This window comes from Lactiplantibacillus xiangfangensis (genome assembly GCF_001438845.1).
GTDB classification, from domain to species: domain Bacteria; phylum Bacillota; class Bacilli; order Lactobacillales; family Lactobacillaceae; genus Lactiplantibacillus; species Lactiplantibacillus xiangfangensis.
On sequence record NZ_JQCL01000080.1, the window covers coordinates 412735 to 429471 of the forward strand.

Below are 16737 nucleotides of genomic sequence, written 5' to 3' on the forward strand. Positions count from 1 at the left end.
GTCAAAATTACTAATAGACTCCTCATCACCGTACGGCTACGTCTCTCATCAAAAAGTTGGTGACATACATTGATCTGGATCACTTAATAATAGTCGCAATAGTTTGACCGTCACTTTAAGTTTAATGCGTGGCATTTCTCCTCCCGAATCATCATAAAAAGCGCAAAAAAACGTTCAAAAAGTCGTCACCAACTTTTTGAACGTTTTTTTAGAATTCCATTAAACTCAGAATATCGTAATCTTTAATTTTATCACGGCCGTGTAAGTCCTTTAATTCAACTAAGAACGCCGTCCCAACAACGTTACCACCTAGTTCTTCAACTAATTGGATCGTTGCGGAAATCGTCCCACCGGTCGCTAACAAGTCATCCGTTACTAAAACGTTTTGACCCGGTTTGATTGCATCTTTATGCAGATAAAGGGCTGATTGGCCATATTCCAAATCATAAGTTGCTTTGACCGTTGGCCGTGGCAACTTTCCCTTCTTCCGTGCGGGTGCAAATCCAATCCCAAGTTCATACGCAACTGGACAGCCAACGATAAATCCGCGGGCTTCGGGGCCGACAATCATATCAACCTTTTTATCACGTGCGAATTTGACAATTTGATCCGTGGCTTCGCGGTACGCTTCTCCGTCCGCCATCAATGGTGAAATATCACGGAAGATGATTCCTGGTTCGGGATAATCCGGAACACTGGCCACATATTTTGTTAAGTCTAATGCCATTGCTTATTAACAGCTCCTTTAATTCTTCACTGCAGCTTGGTTTTTTACCCATACTTGTAGCGCTGCAGATTTACTATACAAAAGCGTTTCTTCAGCGACGATCTGTTGTTCGCGCAGCTGATAACTAGGGGCGTGATGTAAATCCGCTTTAGTCGGATTCGAAACGCCATTCATGACACCATCACTTATTTTAACAAATCCCACCTCAAAAAACACCTGAATCATAAAAATAAGCAAATTTCGTTCAATGTGCAAATGTTTGGCGACTGCCGTTAACTGGTGATGAATATCAACATCGTGATGGTTGACCGTAAATTGGAACAGCTTACCAAACTGTTCCCGGCTAGGCATTCCAGCTAAGTAAACCGATTCTTGCCGGTACAGATACAAGGTCAATTGATTCAATGGTAACGCCGTTAAGACGGTCGTAAAGTCGACTAACGTATCCGGACAATCCACGACAAATACCGCTTGGTCCGCTTGAACCCCACTCAAATCAGTACCAGCATCCCCCACAAATAGCGCCTGTGACTGGGGATTTAAATAACCTTGTAGCTTATCCATCAATTTCTGATGGAAAAACAAGTAGACTCCTGGCGCCTGAAAATTACGTGCTGACAAGTGCTGGGTCCGCGCATCGATTACTTGGGTACCCGTTACCGCCACGTCACGAATCATCACTTGTGGCTTCGTCTGCCCATTCCAAGTATTTGCACTAAGTTCACCAACGACCGCTACGTCACTCGGACTCGCTTGAATCGGCGCTAACGCGGTCCCAAACGAAAAACCAATGGCATCAACGTTGATTTTTCCATCACTCAGTTGCAATTTCAAGTGTTGGTGATCACTACCGATCGCCCGCGCCTGTGGAATGGCCGCTGGTTTGAGTTCAAATAGCGGGGCCGGATTATCCGTTCCAAAGGGAGCTAACCGTTTTAAATCGTCTAACGTAGCCAACGTGGCATCTTTAACCGCCAGATCACCATCAATTGCCAACGTTGCCTGACCTTGTCCAGCCAAGTTTTGTGCCGTCGCGGCGTCTTCTAGCGCTGCTTTTAAAATTGGTAACTGATCGTGCATCACACTAAGCCCAACGGCCATGTGGTGCCCACCAAACGCAACTAAGTCTTCGCGGACCGGGTCGATTGCGGCAAATAAATTATAGGCTTCAACACTCCGACCGCTTCCCTTGAGCCGACCATTTTCATCCTCATTTAAAACCAGCGTTGGCTTACCCGTTGCTTCAACAACGTGACTGGCCACAATGCCAAGGACCCCTTCGTGCCAATCTTTACCCGTGATAACCAACGTCTGACGGGTCGCATTTTCTGCCGATTGCGCCTGCTCTAACGCACTCGCCGCAATGGTCTTAACAAGCCCCTGCCGGCGTTCGTTAAGTGAGTTGACCTGGGTCGCTAGTTCGGTCGCACGATCATCGTCGAGCGTCGTCAACAGTTCGACCCCGCTTTGAGCCGATTGCAACCGACCTAACGCATTCAACCGTGGAGCGATGCCAAAACCAATACTCGTTTCATCTAACTGGTCAGGTTCTAAGCTTGCAGCCTTAATCAAGGCCGCAAGTCCCGGACGAGTCGTCTGTCGGAGTACTTTTAACCCCAACGTGACTAAGGTCCGATTTTCACCTGTCAAGCTCACAAGGTCCGCAACCGTCCCAATGGCTGCTAAGTCCATCAGTTCTTCTGGCACTTCTTCTAAGAGCGCCGTTGCAACTTTAAACGCAACCCCCGCACCCGAAAGCTCACCAAACTGATAGTGCCCTTCAGGATGGCGTGGGTGCACGATTGCATAAGCATTCGGCAATTCCGCTGGTAATTCGTGGTGATCCGTCACCACAACATCGATGCCCCGTTCTTGGACAGCGTTAATCACCGCGTTACCGGCAACCCCGTTATCGACGGTCACAAACAACTTAGTTCCGGCATCGATCAGCCGATCGAATGCGGCCTGATTAGGACCGTAACCATCTTTAAACCGGTCTGGAATGTAATAATTGACGTTTGCACCGACCTGGTCCAACGTTTCGTACATAATGGACGTACTCGTCAACCCGTCGGCGTCATAGTCACCATACACAGTAATTTGATCACCGGCAATAATGGCTTCTTGAATGCGGTCAACGGCTTTTTCCATGTCATGCATGGTGAGCGGATCTAGCAAGGGCTGCTGATCCGCATTTAAAAACTGTTGGGCCGCGTCCGTACTAGTTAAGCCACGCTCAATCAGCAATTTGGCGACTAACGGTGAAACACCGACCGCCTTTGCTAATTCAGCAACGTCCGCCTCGCTGACGGCCGTTGTGACCCGCGGAACCCACTTTTTCTTTGCCGCTAACATAACATTCTTCCTTTCAAACTACTTTTTAACGGGCGTTGCCGTTGGTTCGGCCACGTGCCGTGTTTGTTTTCCTTTATTATTTAAACGTAACGTTAAGCTTTTATTTTCAGCCATTAACTTATCAATTTTAGCCTGTGCCGCAGTGATGGCCTTGGCATGTGCTGAACGTTCCTTCGATTCGTTGACCGTTGCCATTAAGACTGCGATCACGACACCTAAAATTAAGGTAATCACGATGACTAAGATCAGTGGCCAGTGTACCGCTGCCACCCCAAAATTCACCCGTACTGGTTCAACATTCAAAATTGCAAACACAATAATCACTAACGCAATCACCAAGGCACCTACTAATCGCCACTGATTCTTCATTGATATAACCCCCTATTTAAAATTAAAAACTGAACCCGCTAACCAATCCCCTAGCTTAGGCGCCGTTTGGTAGCCTAAGTTAGCCGCAGCCATGAACCACGGCCGGTTAATTTCTCGCCGGTGGTGTCCGAGCTTACTGACAACTACTTCCGCCAGTTTAACCGGGTTGAGCGCCAACCGTTCAACCTGTGCTAAATAATGGCCACTCGGATCCGCCGTCTTGAAAAAGTCGGTCTTGATTGGTCCAGGATTGACCGTCATCACATTAATATGATGTCCCTTTAATTCTAAACGTAAGGCGTTGTCGTAGGCAATCAAAGCCGCTTTTGTCGCCGCATAAACGGCCGACTTAGGCGTTGCGATTTTGCCCGCAATCGACGCGACGTTTACAATTTCACCGTAATCTTGGTCGATCATCCGCTGAGCGGCTAATTGACTGATGTACATGATTCCTAGCGTATTCACCCGAAACATCTTCGCCGTTAACGCCGCGGAGATTTCCACAGCCGGCGCCATATAGCCAAATCCAGCGGCGTTGATGACTAGGTCTAAATGACCAAACACCTCGTCAATTGTTGCAAAGACGTGGTCCACTTCCGTCACATGGCTAACGTCACATTGAATCGCTAAGGCTTGCGCCCCTGACAAAATGCGACACTGATCAGCAACTCGAACTAGCCGTTCCTGTCTGCGCGCCGCTAACACCACGTTAGCGCCCTGCGCAGCAACGGCCAATGCTAATTGTTCACCCAAGCCACTGGATGCTCCCGTAACTAGAACCGTTTGACCAGTTAAACTTGCCATGTCACTTCACCTAAGCTTTCTTTTGTAATGGAATATCGATTAAATCAAAGTCGCGTACGACCTTGGTATTAGCAAAGACTTTCTGAGCCTGTTTCTGCAATTCCTTACTCAATTTTCCAGTGTACCGTGCCGAAATGTGCGTCAGTAATAATTGACGAACGCCAGCCTGTTTTGCCACTTGCGCCGCTTGCGTACTAGTTGAATGGAAGTAGTTATGTGCTAACTTGCCCTCATCCTTACCAAAAGTACTCTCGTGGACCAAAGCGTCAGCGTCCTGAGCTAAAATTGCAGCGTTCGGCGTTTTACGGGTGTCACCTAAGATCGTTACGGTCCGGCCCGCCTGTGGTGCAGCAATGTAATCCTGACCATTAATGATCCGACCGTCATCCAAAGTAACCGTTTGACCAGCTTTTAATTGCCCATAAACGGGACCACTCGGAATATTTAACGCTTTGAGACGGTCAGCCTGTAATTCACCCGGATGATCCGCTTCTTCTACCCGGTAGCCGTAACAAGCAATCCGGTGTTCCAACGGTAAGCAACTCACCTTAAACGTGGCGTCTTCAAAAATCGTACCGCCATCACTAATTTCTTGAAACTTTAACGGGTACGACAACCGCGTGCCGGACACCCGTAAAGAAGTTTGGACAAAATCACGAATCCCCACGGGCCCATAAATGGTCAACGGTTCATCCCCGCCTTGAAAAGAACGGGAACTCAGTAACCCTGGTAACCCAAAGATGTGGTCGCCATGTAAATGAGTAATAAAAATTTTGGCGATCTTTCGTGGCTTCAACGTCATTCTCAAGATTTGGTGTTGCGTCCCTTCACCCACATCGAAGAGCCAAACTTCGTTCCGTTCGTCTAGAAGTCGGAGCGCAGTGCTTGTGACGTTACGAAATTTTCCCGGTGAGCCGGCACCGGTACCTAAAAATTCTAATTGCATATTTTTGTTCGTCCTTATCTGTACAGTCTGTCAATTATTTTACCGAAATTAATGGTAAGAAACAATTGTCGGAACCAGCCGGAGCCGATTTTTTTGGAGCTATCCTCTTATTTTAACATGCAGATTCGTATTTATTGCCATGACCCCGCAAAACAGTCAAAATAATTCTCAGCAGGCCGCATACTTTGGTAATATAAAAATAGTAATTAATTTATGTTAGGGGGGTGTCTGATGCGACTAATTGATTTTAACTTATCCACGGCTGACCTAACGCCCAGTATGCCCCTCTTTTGGGAGACATCCGCGCATCAGCTCGTTCCGATTAAAGCCGTTCAATTACAACAACAGCAATTAGTCCTGATTCCGCAGGCGGGGGCCACCCCTTTGACACTAAATCAGCTCAACGCCCGGACCCGGCAGCTAAGCGGCCCCACCCAGTTATACGTGCAAACGCCGGTGACCATCGAACCACTCTTTGGCTACCGCCTCAATCAGGCCCGCCTTTTATTTGGCTAAAATTCTGCCGGTTTCATCATCAGACGATAAAAACGGTCATCCGCAAATTTGCGAATGACCGTTTTTGATTGCTTAATCCATAAATTGGAACGAATAATCGAGAATTTGAATCGTATCGCCGTTCTTGGCGCCAGCGGCCCGTAAGCCGTCATCGATCCCCATCCCACGCAATTGCCGTGCAAACCGCATGAGACTTTCCTCGTGGTCCAGGTTCGTCATCTTGAAGAGCCGTTCAAGCTTCTCGCCAGAAAGGACAAACAAGCCCTCTTCCGGATTATCGATTGTGAAGTCTTGACTGGTTTCAGTCGTGTAATCACGATGTTCAACGTCGTCAACACCCTTGACTGGGAACTGTGGCGTCGTATCTAGCAAGTCCGCCGTCTTCGCTAACAAGGGCTTAATGCCTTGTTGCGTAATAGAAGAGATTGGGTAAATCTCTGGCATGCTTGGTAACGTCTTGTCAGCCGCTAACTTCGTCTTAAATTCTGCCAAGTTGTCCGCTGAATCCGGCATATCCATCTTAGTTGCAACGACGATCTGTGGCCGTTTCAACAAATCAGGGTCGTAACTCGTCAACTCGTGATTGATTTTCAAATAATCTTCAAACGGATCATTTTCTTCAATCCCACTCATATCAATGAGGTGTAAGATGACCCGCGTCCGTTCAATGTGCCGTAAGAATTGGATTCCTAACCCAACCCCGTTAGCGGCCCCTTCAATCAAGCCGGGCAAATCCGCCATCACAAAGTCCCGGCCGTCATCCAAACGAACCATCCCCAGGTTAGGAACTAACGTCGTAAAGTGGTACGCCGCAATCTTAGGCTTGGCACTTGTCACAACGGATAACAGTGTTGACTTACCCACTGATGGGAAACCGACTAAACCGACATCCGCCAAGACTTTTAATTCCATTCGGATGGTTAATTCGCCACCCGGTTCACCGTTTTCAGAAATTTCTGGTGCGGGATTTTTAGGACTCGCAAAGTGAATGTTACCACGACCACCACGGCCACCCTTGGCAACCACTAGTTTTTGGCCCTTTTCGGTAATATCACCAATTAGTGCGCCAGTTTCCGCATCCGTGACCACCGTCCCTAAAGGCACGTTGATTACGCGATCCTTGGCGGAACGACCAGTCATCTGCTTAATCATCCCGTTGCCACCATTATCGGCTTTGAACTTACGCGTATACCGGAAATCCATCAACGTCCGCAAGCCCTCATCAGCTTGCAAGACGATACTTCCACCACGACCACCGTCACCGCCGGCCGGGCCACCGTTAGGCACGAACTTTTCACGACGGAAAGCAACCATGCCGTTACCACCGTTACCGGCCTTTACATCTACTTTTACTTGATCAACAAACATGTTTTTTCCCCTGTTTCTTCTATATTATTTATCTACGAAAATGCTCGTGCGAAATTAGATACCTGACCTAGTATACAAATGTTCCGGCCCGTCGTCAAAAGTTCCGCTAATAAACGGCTTTTCTACGCTCAGATAAGTCTTATTTGCACATCGATGACTGTTTTTGAATTATTTTGACGTTTTTTGAACGTTTTTGTTGCATTTTGATTACTGAGCAGGTATATTAGTCTTCGGAGGGATTTGAAAGTGCTTACAGAAGAACGACAACAGTACATTTTAAATACGATCCGTTTCAAGGGCATTATTAAAATCAAGGACATCGTTTCTAAAACTAGTTGCTCAGAATCCACGGCTCGCCGGGATTTACAACAGTTAGAGGAACAGGGGGAATTGTTACGCGTCCACGGTGGCGCTAAATACATGAACTCGCTCCAAGAAGAACCCGCGATGAACGATAAAGTTTCCCGTAACGTGGACGCCAAGGACCATATTGCGCAGCAAGCGGTCGCGAACATTCAAGTCGACGACGTCATTTACTTAGACGCCGGGACTTCAACGCTCGCGATGATCCACCATTTGAATCCAGGTTATAACCTGCGCGTCGTGACTAACGGCGTGGTTCACGCTTCCGCTTTAGCGGATATGGGCATTCAAACCTACTTGCTTGGTGGTAATTTGAAAGGCACTACCAAAGCCGTCATTGGTCCCGAAGCTGTCAAGTCGTTACAGGAATACCGGTTCAACAAAGTTTTCTTGGGGATTAACGGTGTCCACCCAAAGTTTGGGTTAACAACACCCGACCCTGACGAAGCGATCGTTAAAAAAACCGCAATTGCCCAAAGTGAAGAAAGCTTCATTTTGGTCGATAGTACTAAATTTGACCACGTTTCGTTTGCTCGGGTCGGTGATTTGTCCAGTGCCACGATTATTACCGACAAGTTAACCCCAACGTTGGCCGACCAATATCAACCATTAACTACGATTCAGGAGGTTCAATCATGATTTACACCATTACCGTTAATCCTTCGATTGACTACGTGGTTCAACTACCCCACATGGAACTGGGTAGCGTCAACCGTTTGAAACACACCGCCAAATTACCAGGTGGTAAAGGGATCAACGTTTCGCAGATTTTAAATGACCTCGAACAACCTAATAAGGCGCTCGGATTTATCGGGGGCTTCACCGGAACCTTCATTAGTGAGGCACTGAAGGCGAAGGGTCTCGATTGTCACTTTACAAAAATTGCGGACGATACCCGGATCAACGTTAAAATCCACGCTGATGAAGAAACTGAATTGAACGGTGCCGGTCCTGACATCACCGCCAGTGAGATTGACGCGTTTTACCAAGAACTCGCCAACCTCACGCCCGATGACGTGGTCGTTATGTCTGGTAGCTTAGCACCTAGCCTACCAGATAGCTTCTACTACGACATCATCCAAAAGGTCGAAGCTGCCGGTGCAAACTTCGTTATCGACACGACTGGTGAAGCCTTGAAAAAGACGTTGCCAAGCCATCCACTGGTAGTTAAACCAAACAACCATGAATTAGCCGACTACTACCACACCACTTTTAACAGTCGTGACGACATTATTGCCGCCGGTCAACGGATGTTAAAAGAAGGTGCGCAACACGTCTTAATCTCCATGGCTGGTGATGGTGGCCTTCTGATTACGGCAGACGCCGTTTACTTCAGCGCCGCACCTAAGGGTCACGTTATCAACTCCGTTGGTGCTGGGGATTCAATGATTGGTGGGTTCGTTGGCACCTTCGCTAAGACCCACGATGCCGTTGAAAGTTTCCGTTATGGTTTAGCTTGTGGTTCCGCAACCGCCTTTTCTGAAGACATTGCGACCCGGGCCAAGATCGATGAGATTTTACCACAAATTAAGATTGAACAATTAACTAACTAGCGTTTAGAAAGGACTGTTCACACACTATGGATATCCGCGACTTATTATTAAAAGACGTCATGATCATGGACATGCAAGCCACGACCAAGGACGAAGCCATTGATGAGTTAGTTCATAAATATGCCGAACAAGGCGTCATCAACGACGAAGCACTTTACAAACAAGACATCATCAAGCGTGAAGCTGAATCAACCACCGGGATCGGTGATGGTATTGCCATGCCCCACGCCAAAGATAAGGCTGTTCAACGGGCAACCGTTTTATTCGCCAAGAGTCAAAACGGGGTCGACTTTAACGCCTTAGATGGCCAACCCGTTCACCTCTTCTTTATGATTGCTGCCCCTGAAGGTGCTAATAACACCCACTTAGCTGCGTTAGCTGCCCTTTCCAGTTTACTAATTGATCCTGAATTAGTTGGTAAGTTGAAAAAAGCGCAAACACCAGAAGAAGTTCAACAACTCTTCGGTGATGCACAGGCTGCTAAAGAAGAAAAAGAAGCTAAGGATGCAGCGGCTAAAGCTGAAAAAGAAGCAGCGGCTGCCAAAGCCCCTGCTAGTGAACAACGTCCCTACATCGTTGGGGTCACCGCTTGTCCTAACGGGATTGCCCATACTTACATGGCCGAAGCTGCTTTAATCAAGCAAGCTGAAGCGATGAACGTTGACATCAAAATTGAAACTAACGGTTCCGAAGGGGTTAAACATTTATTGACCGCTGACGAAATCGCCCGTGCCCAAGGGGTCATCATTGCCGCTGATAAAAAAGTTAAGATGCCCCGGTTTGACGGCAAGCCATTGGTTAACCGCCCCGTTACGGACGGAATCAACAAAGCCGAAGAACTAATTAATGAAGTTTTAGATGGTAAAGCCCCCGTTTATCATGACGCTGACGGTGGTGCCAGTGATGATGACGAAGGCGCTTCTGCAAACGGTAGCGTCTGGGGTGAAGTTTACAAAGACTTAATGAACGGGATTTCACACATGCTGCCATTCGTTGTTGGTGGTGGGATCTTAATGGCCCTCTCCTTCATCATCGAACAATTTGCTGGTGAAAAGAGCTTAGCCTTTACCTTCCTTAACCAATCTGGGAACATGGCCTTTGCTTTCATGGTACCCGTTTTAGCCGCTTACATCGCCGAATCAATTGGTGATCGTCCTGCCTTGATGCCCGGGTTCGTTGGTGGTTTCATGGCCACAGTTTACACCGGTGCCTACGGTGGTGCCTTCACCGCTTCGATTGCTGCTAACGCTAAGAGTCCCGCAGGCTTCTTAGGTGGGTTAGTTGCTGGGTTCTTAGCCGGTTACATTACGGTTTGGATGAAGAAGTGGACTAAGAACATGCCACAATCCCTTGAAGGGATGAAGCCAATGTTGATTTACCCAATCTTGGGTCTATTGATTGTTGCCGCTTTGATGTTCTTCATTGTTAACCCAATCTTCTCCGTTATCAACCAATGGATTACCCACTTCTTAAACTCTATGGGTACCGGTAATGCCGTTATCTTAGGGGTTGTCCTCGGTGGGATGATGTCTATCGATATGGGTGGTCCTTTCAACAAGGCCGCTTACGTCTTCGCTACTGGTGCCTTCACTGCAACTCATGATGGTAACTTAATGGCCGCCGTTATGGCTGGTGGGATGGTTCCACCTTTGGCCACTGCCATTGCGACTGCCTTCTGGCCAAAGAAGTTTACGGATGACGAGCGTAAAGCTGGGATTTCAAACTGGTTACTCGGGATTTCCTTCATTACTGAAGGTGCCATTCCATTCGCAACGGCCGATCCTTTGCACGTCATTGGGTCAAGTGTTGTGGGTGCCGCCATTGCCGGTGGGTTAACTCAACTCTGGGGTGTCTCCGTCCCTGCTCCTCACGGTGGCTTATGGGTTTCACTATTAGCTACTAACATCTGGGGTTACATTGGCGCTACCATTATCGGTGCCGTCATTGCCGGGGTTATCCTCGGGTTCTGGAAACCTGCAAAACAAGCACTTAAATAATAATCTGATTTATTAAAAAAGTCGTTACTCGATTAAGGGTAACGACTTTTTTTGATTTCACAGTATTCTACTTTGCTAAGCAAACCAGAATGCCAAATTAAGCTTATTACTAATGGACACCGTATTTTCTAGCAAGCTTCTTACTTGTAAAGAGATATTCATCCGTATGCTTACCATTTTTAGAAACCCTTTTTAAAACTTTCACCCGGTGTCCAGCAAGCTTCTTCTTGCCCATTTTATAGTAGCCAGCCATCGGAAAGGTAATATTTAGTATTGGATACGTATATAAGACAGACCCCTTCTTAGTTGCATAAATATCGGATACTTTATACTTCTTATTATACTTTTTAGCGTATCGCTTAACTGGAAGTTTTACTGAACGTAAATGGAAGGGCACAGTGTATGTCCCCATATCTGCTCGGCTTCCAAACGTTTTTGCCTTTATCCGTGCAATATTATAATATCGTACACCATCAACTTTACCCTCGTACCGGTAATACGTTCCCCGAAATGACTTTGGAAAAGTCTTTAACGATTTTTTCGTCTTTGCTTGTACGTTAACGCCTGACGATACCATGCCCCCTGCAACGCCTAACGTAGTCCCAGCAACAATAATGCTCAATACTTTTGTAAGCTTCATCTTAGAAAATCCCTCCAAAATAAGTCCCATTTATCAAATATCTAATTTTAAAGCTGATCAAACGAGAACTAACTTGTTCAATCAGCTCACATTCTGGATTAAAACTAATATCACCATAATATAATAAATATTATACTACTACGTTTTCAATACAGTCAGATGACTTGAAAATTCTCCCAAAGAATTCGCTGACAGCTTAAAGCTTTCCGTATTGAATTTTCAATTAAAATTTACATATCCTTTTTTTCTAGATTCATCGTAACCGCTTTGTTTCGAACAATTAATTATCTAACCCAGCAATGAAACGGGTATAATTAAACTATTAATTCATTAGAAATGAGACGATTATTTTGAAACGAACCCTTCCCGCGTTTTTATTAGCCGGGTTGGCAAGTCTGCTGATTTTGACGGGCTGTCAATCGAAGAAAAAGCAAGCCATCCCACCAGTCACTGGTCATAATTTGACCGCAATGGTGATCAGCGATGACCACGTGATTGCTCCTAAATTGCACGACAACGGCCCCTCGTTCACCACTTACGCTAGTAACGACGGTGGTGCCAACCTTAAATACAGTGCGACCATCTTTCGCGCGTTCATTGCGCAGGCCTTAAAAACCAAACCAGACGTCGTCATCGTTAGTGGTGACATTACGAATAACGGTGAAAAAGCGAGTCACGAATACGTGGCTAAACAGCTAAAACGACTGACCGCCGCTAAAATTCGCGTCTACGTCGTGCCTGGCAACCACGATATCAATAACCCCTTAACACGCAGGTTTAAGGGCAAGCATCAGTACGAAGTCGACGGAGTCAGTCCCGAGCAGTTCAAACAAATTTATAAAAAGGCGGGTTACGGTCAAGCAGCTAAGACCGACCCCGATTCACTAGCCTACCTCGTTAAACCAAGTAAAAAGACGTGGTTCTTGATGCTCAACTCGGCCATCTATAAAGGAAACTACCAACAAGGCAGTTCTACGGTCGGTGGTGGCCTGACTGATGGCACCCTGAACTGGGTCGCTAAAGTTGGTAAGGAAGCGCGGAAACAAGGCGCAACGCTGATTCCCGTCCTTCACCACAATACGATGGACCACACGATGATTCATCAAGATTACACGATTGGCTATGCGGATCAGGTTCGCGACGTTTTCAGCAAGGCCAATATCAAGCTATCGCTGACGGGTCACATTCATGCGCAGAGTATTAAACACCAAACGGTTAACGGTCAGTCTTTGACCGATATTGCGAGCGGTGCACTCATTATTGGCCCCCACTACTACGGCACGTTAAAAATCAATCAGGATAACGGTCACGCGACTTACCACGCGACCCGCTTAAAAGTTGCTGACTACATCAAACAACATCAGAGTGCTAAGGCCGCCAAGACTTACAAAAAATATGATCATGACGTCCTGTATGCGTCCGGTTATAACGCCGCTCTCAGTCAGTTATACGAGACCCGCGACGATAACCACCTCTCCACTAAACAAGTCAAACAACTCGCAGCGGGCATGGGTGAAGCCAACGTCGCAATGTTTCGGGGGACTCCGCTCGCTAAGAATAGTGCGGCACTCAAGGCCTGGAAGAAGCAGCCTAAAGATACCTCACTACGCGGCTTTATCTTAATGACTCAGAATTTACACGGTAACTTGACGTGGCAGGGTGCGACCCGTTAAGCGTTTGTAACATAGACTCTTAATTAATAATTTCAATTATCCATTTAACCACCACAAAAAGGCCTCAGCATACGCTGAAGCCTTTTTTAGCTACTATCAAAACAATAATATCATCACAAAATAATTTATTAAAAGTCATCAGGCAGATAACACCGATGACGCCCTAATTCTCTTCTTCTAAATTTTGACGCAACGTTACCCTCTACTTTTAATAAAATCAAGCCACAAACGTTTAAATTGAATCGCAACATTAGTTTTCAATAGGAATAGCCCAAATACAAATACTATCGTAGTCACAACGCTTTGTAAGATAAGTGAAATAAAATACTCACCTTCAATTTCAACCGGAAATATAATTTTTAAGAGTAGCGTTCCCACAAAAACGAGTAAATACTTGTATTGTCCTTTTAATACCGATCTTAACTGCAATTCATTTTTTACTAAGACCAGTCTAGATAGACAAATGACTGACTCAGTAATTAATAGGCTCACTGTGCCGCCATTAGCACCATACCGCCGAACTAATATCACATTTAAAATGATGTTTAATACGCCACCAAAATAGTATGGAACGGAAAACTTAGTAAATTCGCCCTTTGCTAACATGTATTGATTAGAAAAAACACCGCCATAAGAAATCAAAACAATAATCGGGCTTATATAGAACATATTATTTACCATACTACGAAACCCCGCACCATAATACCAGAGTACAAATGATTGAGAATTAACCATCATTAAACAGCATAAGAAAAGTGCTGCTACAAGCGTTATATCTAATGATAATTCGAATATCCGGTTAAACTGTTTTTCATTCTTAATAGCAGCTAATTTAGGCATTACAACGGTACTGGCAGATGTCAGTATTGTCACCACGATACGAGCAATTCTTTGTGATTGATCATAGTACGCTAATTGAGAAGCCCCAGCTATCCCACCAACCAAAACATCATCCAAGTTTGTATATAATTGTAGCGCAATCTGCGGTAACAAAAGTGCTAATGCAGATTTTAAATACCTTTGAGATAACCGATTCAAATCACTATGTACTGTATCTGGTAACGCATGTTTTAGATTAGTCAAAAAAATCAGATTAGCAAGTAGGTTCGACCCGCTTAGTATTAGGACATAAATCCATAGGTCACTGGGATTTTTAACCAATACAAAAATCAATCCCAAAGATAGCACTTTAATAAAAGTGTTTCGCAAGATGACCTTCTTGATTTCGCCAATTCCAACAAAAAACCACGAAATGTCCAGAGCATAACTAATTAAAAAAGGAACCTCCAACACATAATACAGTTTGTTTTTGTCCACAAACACTAACGTAGAAATAACATACAATAAAATAACGATAACACCTGAGTATAACTGTAACTTCCAAAGTGCCCAAAAAGTTGCCCGTAATTTTTGCCGGCTGGCCTTAGCAATCTCACGTGCACCTAGCTGGTATAATCCAATCACAATAATAGTGCCAAAAAAATTTGCAACTGACGTAACTAATGCATTGACCCCAACACCATCTGTACCCAACACTCGTGAAACGTAGGGAATTGTGAGTAGTGGCACAAAAAGAATTAGCACCTGATATAAAGAATTATAGAAAATATTAGATACTGTTCTCTTCACGTTTTTCCCTCTTCCTATTTAGTCGATTTTAGATTTTTCACTCAAATATGAACTAACTTTTGCACTGACATTAGCATCTGTTTTAGAATTAAATTTTCTTGCAAACAAGCATTCACTTTCCTCAATCATCTAAAAATCGTCTATTTTAATGTCTCTTGGTGCGCCAGAATGCCAGAATATCAAGCATTCAGTTCCAACAAACGATTGTGTCTAATTTAATGCTTTCAACCTTGAATTAAATAAGCATGCTTTCCCATTTGGCTACGCTAACCTTTTTTCCACCATAATCCATAATTATAACTATCCGTTGAACTTTTACGATTTAAGCTTTTACTCAATTAGGAGTCTTACGGCGTCACGTGTTGCCGTTCCATGTTCAAAACTTCCAAGTGATTGATTCAAAGCACGTGTTCTGAGCATCAAATCATCAACAGTAGCTCGTTTCAAAAAAGCACTTAATTCATCTGGAGATTTAACACTTTTGATAGGCAACTTATCGAGTTTCAAATACATCCCACGTTCCTTTACATAGTTAGCATAGTCATACATAAACAAAACAATGGGTTTATTTTTCAATGCATAATCAAAAAAGACCGATGAATAGTCGGTTATTAGAAAATCCGTTACCTGCAATATTTCTTGCATCTCGAATCGAGTCGTAACATCAATGACGTTTCTTGAAAAACGTTGATTAATTTCGTTTTGATCAATCATTTTGCCAACATTGGGGTGAAAGTGAGTCAGTAAAACACATTTTTTGCCCGTCTTTTTTTCCATAATAGCAATAATTTTTTTAGGATTTAATAAATCAAGCTGTCTAAGGCCATTTTCATTCAACTTATTTCGAAAAGTTGGTGCATATGTGATTATGAAAGTATCCGTGGTGATATTAAGATCATTTAAACTATTATTCACCTGGGGATTCGATTCAAGAAGACTATCATTACGTGGAATACCAATTTGCCGATACTTATTCGGATCAATCCCGAATGCGCTTCGATAGATCTCTTCGGAATACTGATTACCAATTAATAAAAATGTCACACTTGCATTATCCACGACACTATAATTCAAATAATGCTTAGGTAACTTGTCACTCGCGTCGAATTCGATTCGTTTCAGCGGTGTCCCGTGCCATGTTTGTAAATAAATCTGGTCTTTTCTTAATTGGTAGACAATTTGCTTCTGGCTATTATCAATCAGATACTTTGAAGTCCAAAGTAAATAGATTGACAACACTGAATTAATTGCGACCGGTTGCACATACTCCGGAAAAACTTGGCGGGTCTTTTGGTTGTCATAAATCCAATAAATTTTCAAATCAGGTTGCTCATCATGGAGTCTTTCTGATATTAATTTAGGACTGTCATTATATAACCCGTAAAAGCTAGAAAATAAATACCTTTTTTTTAAGGGTAACCACCTAAACATCAAAGGTAAAATATTTCGAAGAACAAACTTTTTTACTTTTAAATAAAAAGCTACCATACCTCTAACTCCTTAAATACCCAACTAGCAATTCTTGAACGTGCTAATTTAAAAGTTAGTCCAGGAAATTTCATCAGTGTCCTAATCATAGTTCTATAAATCACATTGTTTTTTTCCTTATCCTTTACCACAAGTCCACCATACTGACTAATGACGTTGTTACACTTTTTAAAATTCACAAGCTGTTGATTTTGCGATTCAACCAATGCCATCAACATACGAAAAGCCTCGTAAACATATCTTTGTTTTACGAGCCTGAATTGTCAAATCAAGTGCAACACTCACAACCCATTCTTATCAATTGGTCTA

The 16737-nt window shown here is 44.4% G+C and carries 15 protein-coding genes; 5 read left to right on the plus strand and 10 right to left on the minus strand.

Annotated features, from left to right (window positions below; genetic code table 11):
• Positions 1 to 208: 208 nt before the first annotated feature.
• The 5 genes from IV64_RS11140 to rnz are packed head-to-tail and all read right to left on the minus strand — an operon-like array spanning position 209 to position 5201.
• Positions 209 to 727, minus strand: coding sequence for an adenine phosphoribosyltransferase (locus IV64_RS11140; protein ID WP_057707316.1), 519 nt, complete (start codon positions 725 to 727; stop codon positions 209 to 211).
• Between the two features lie 18 nt (positions 728 to 745).
• Positions 746 to 3082 (minus strand): single-stranded-DNA-specific exonuclease RecJ, encoded by a 2337-nt coding sequence (recJ, locus tag IV64_RS11145; RefSeq protein WP_057707317.1) that lies wholly within the window; start codon positions 3080 to 3082, stop codon positions 746 to 748.
• Between the two features lie 18 nt (positions 3083 to 3100).
• Positions 3101 to 3451, minus strand: a complete 351-nt coding sequence (locus IV64_RS11150; RefSeq protein ID WP_057707318.1) for a LapA family protein — start codon at positions 3449 to 3451, stop codon at positions 3101 to 3103.
• 12 nt (positions 3452 to 3463) lie between these two features.
• Positions 3464 to 4255, minus strand: coding sequence for an SDR family NAD(P)-dependent oxidoreductase (locus IV64_RS11155; protein ID WP_057707319.1), 792 nt, complete (start codon positions 4253 to 4255; stop codon positions 3464 to 3466).
• A gap of 10 nt (positions 4256 to 4265) precedes the next feature.
• Positions 4266 to 5201 (minus strand): ribonuclease Z, encoded by a 936-nt coding sequence (rnz, locus tag IV64_RS11160; protein WP_057707320.1) that lies wholly within the window; start codon positions 5199 to 5201, stop codon positions 4266 to 4268.
• 231 nt (positions 5202 to 5432) lie between these two features.
• Here rnz and IV64_RS11165 point away from each other — a divergent pair, with 231 nt between their 5' ends.
• On the plus strand, positions 5433 to 5717 hold the full coding sequence (locus IV64_RS11165) for a hypothetical protein (RefSeq protein WP_057707321.1): 285 nt from the start codon (positions 5433 to 5435) through the stop codon (positions 5715 to 5717).
• Between the two features lie 72 nt (positions 5718 to 5789).
• Here the strand turns inward: IV64_RS11165 and obgE are convergent, their stop codons facing one another.
• Positions 5790 to 7085 carry a GTPase ObgE gene (gene obgE, locus IV64_RS11170; protein ID WP_057707322.1) on the minus strand — a complete coding sequence of 432 codons (1296 nt, stop codon included), beginning with the start codon at positions 7083 to 7085 and terminating at the stop codon, positions 5790 to 5792.
• A gap of 246 nt (positions 7086 to 7331) precedes the next feature.
• Between obgE and IV64_RS11175 the strand changes: the two genes are divergently transcribed.
• From IV64_RS11175 to IV64_RS11185, 3 genes are read left to right on the plus strand one after another with little or no spacing between them, the layout of a single operon-like run.
• Positions 7332 to 8087, plus strand: a complete 756-nt coding sequence (locus tag IV64_RS11175) for a DeoR/GlpR family DNA-binding transcription regulator (protein ID WP_083491649.1) — start codon at positions 7332 to 7334, stop codon at positions 8085 to 8087.
• The gene (gene pfkB, locus IV64_RS11180; RefSeq protein ID WP_057707324.1) at positions 8084 to 9001 is read left to right on the plus strand and encodes a 1-phosphofructokinase; all 918 of its coding nucleotides are present in this window, start codon (positions 8084 to 8086) and stop codon (positions 8999 to 9001) included. The genes IV64_RS11175 and pfkB overlap by 4 nt, the downstream gene beginning before the upstream one ends.
• Positions 9002 to 9027: 26 nt before the next feature.
• A complete protein-coding gene (locus tag IV64_RS11185; RefSeq protein ID WP_057707325.1) occupies positions 9028 to 10998 on the plus strand; it encodes a PTS fructose transporter subunit IIABC in 1971 nt (656 codons plus the stop codon).
• Between the two features lie 109 nt (positions 10999 to 11107).
• On the opposite strand, the gene IV64_RS11190 is transcribed toward IV64_RS11185, so the two are convergent.
• Entirely contained in the window at positions 11108 to 11638 is a 531-nt protein-coding gene (locus IV64_RS11190) for a hypothetical protein (RefSeq protein WP_057707326.1), read from the minus strand.
• Positions 11639 to 11988: 350 nt separating this feature from the next.
• On the opposite strand from IV64_RS11190, the gene IV64_RS11195 reads away from it, so the two are divergent.
• Entirely contained in the window at positions 11989 to 13311 is a 1323-nt protein-coding gene (locus IV64_RS11195) for a metallophosphoesterase family protein (protein WP_237757333.1), read from the plus strand.
• Between the two features lie 195 nt (positions 13312 to 13506).
• Here the strand turns inward: IV64_RS11195 and IV64_RS11200 are convergent, their stop codons facing one another.
• The 3 genes from IV64_RS11200 to IV64_RS11210 form a co-directional block, all read right to left on the minus strand.
• Positions 13507 to 14940: an oligosaccharide flippase family protein gene (locus IV64_RS11200; protein WP_057707328.1), complete on the minus strand. Its 1434-nt coding sequence runs from the start codon at positions 14938 to 14940 to the stop codon at positions 13507 to 13509.
• Positions 14941 to 15270: 330 nt separating this feature from the next.
• Entirely contained in the window at positions 15271 to 16428 is a 1158-nt protein-coding gene (locus IV64_RS11205; RefSeq protein ID WP_083491650.1) for a CDP-glycerol glycerophosphotransferase family protein, read from the minus strand.
• Entirely contained in the window at positions 16422 to 16646 is a 225-nt protein-coding gene (locus tag IV64_RS11210; protein ID WP_057707329.1) for a hypothetical protein, read from the minus strand. The genes IV64_RS11205 and IV64_RS11210 overlap by 7 nt, the downstream gene beginning before the upstream one ends.
• Positions 16647 to 16737 lie beyond the last annotated feature (91 nt).

Coding starts and splice junctions, on each gene's coding strand:
- IV64_RS11140 (WP_057707316.1), bottom strand. CDS start 727: ATGGCATTAGACTTAACAAAATATGTGGCCAGTGTTCCGGATTATCCC.
- recJ (WP_057707317.1), bottom strand. CDS start 3,082: ATGTTAGCGGCAAAGAAAAAGTGGGTTCCGCGGGTCACAACGGCCGTC.
- IV64_RS11150 (WP_057707318.1), bottom strand. CDS start 3,451: ATGAAGAATCAGTGGCGATTAGTAGGTGCCTTGGTGATTGCGTTAGTG.
- IV64_RS11155 (WP_057707319.1), bottom strand. CDS start 4,255: ATGGCAAGTTTAACTGGTCAAACGGTTCTAGTTACGGGAGCATCCAGT.
- rnz (WP_057707320.1), bottom strand. CDS start 5,201: ATGCAATTAGAATTTTTAGGTACCGGTGCCGGCTCACCGGGAAAATTT.
- IV64_RS11165 (WP_057707321.1), top strand. CDS start 5,433: ATGCGACTAATTGATTTTAACTTATCCACGGCTGACCTAACGCCCAGT.
- obgE (WP_057707322.1), bottom strand. CDS start 7,085: ATGTTTGTTGATCAAGTAAAAGTAGATGTAAAGGCCGGTAACGGTGGT.
- pfkB (WP_057707324.1), top strand. CDS start 8,084: ATGATTTACACCATTACCGTTAATCCTTCGATTGACTACGTGGTTCAA.
- IV64_RS11185 (WP_057707325.1), top strand. CDS start 9,028: ATGGATATCCGCGACTTATTATTAAAAGACGTCATGATCATGGACATG.
- IV64_RS11190 (WP_057707326.1), bottom strand. CDS start 11,638: ATGAAGCTTACAAAAGTATTGAGCATTATTGTTGCTGGGACTACGTTA.
- IV64_RS11205 (WP_083491650.1), bottom strand. CDS start 16,428: ATGGTAGCTTTTTATTTAAAAGTAAAAAAGTTTGTTCTTCGAAATATT.
- IV64_RS11210 (WP_057707329.1), bottom strand. CDS start 16,646: ATGTTGATGGCATTGGTTGAATCGCAAAATCAACAGCTTGTGAATTTT.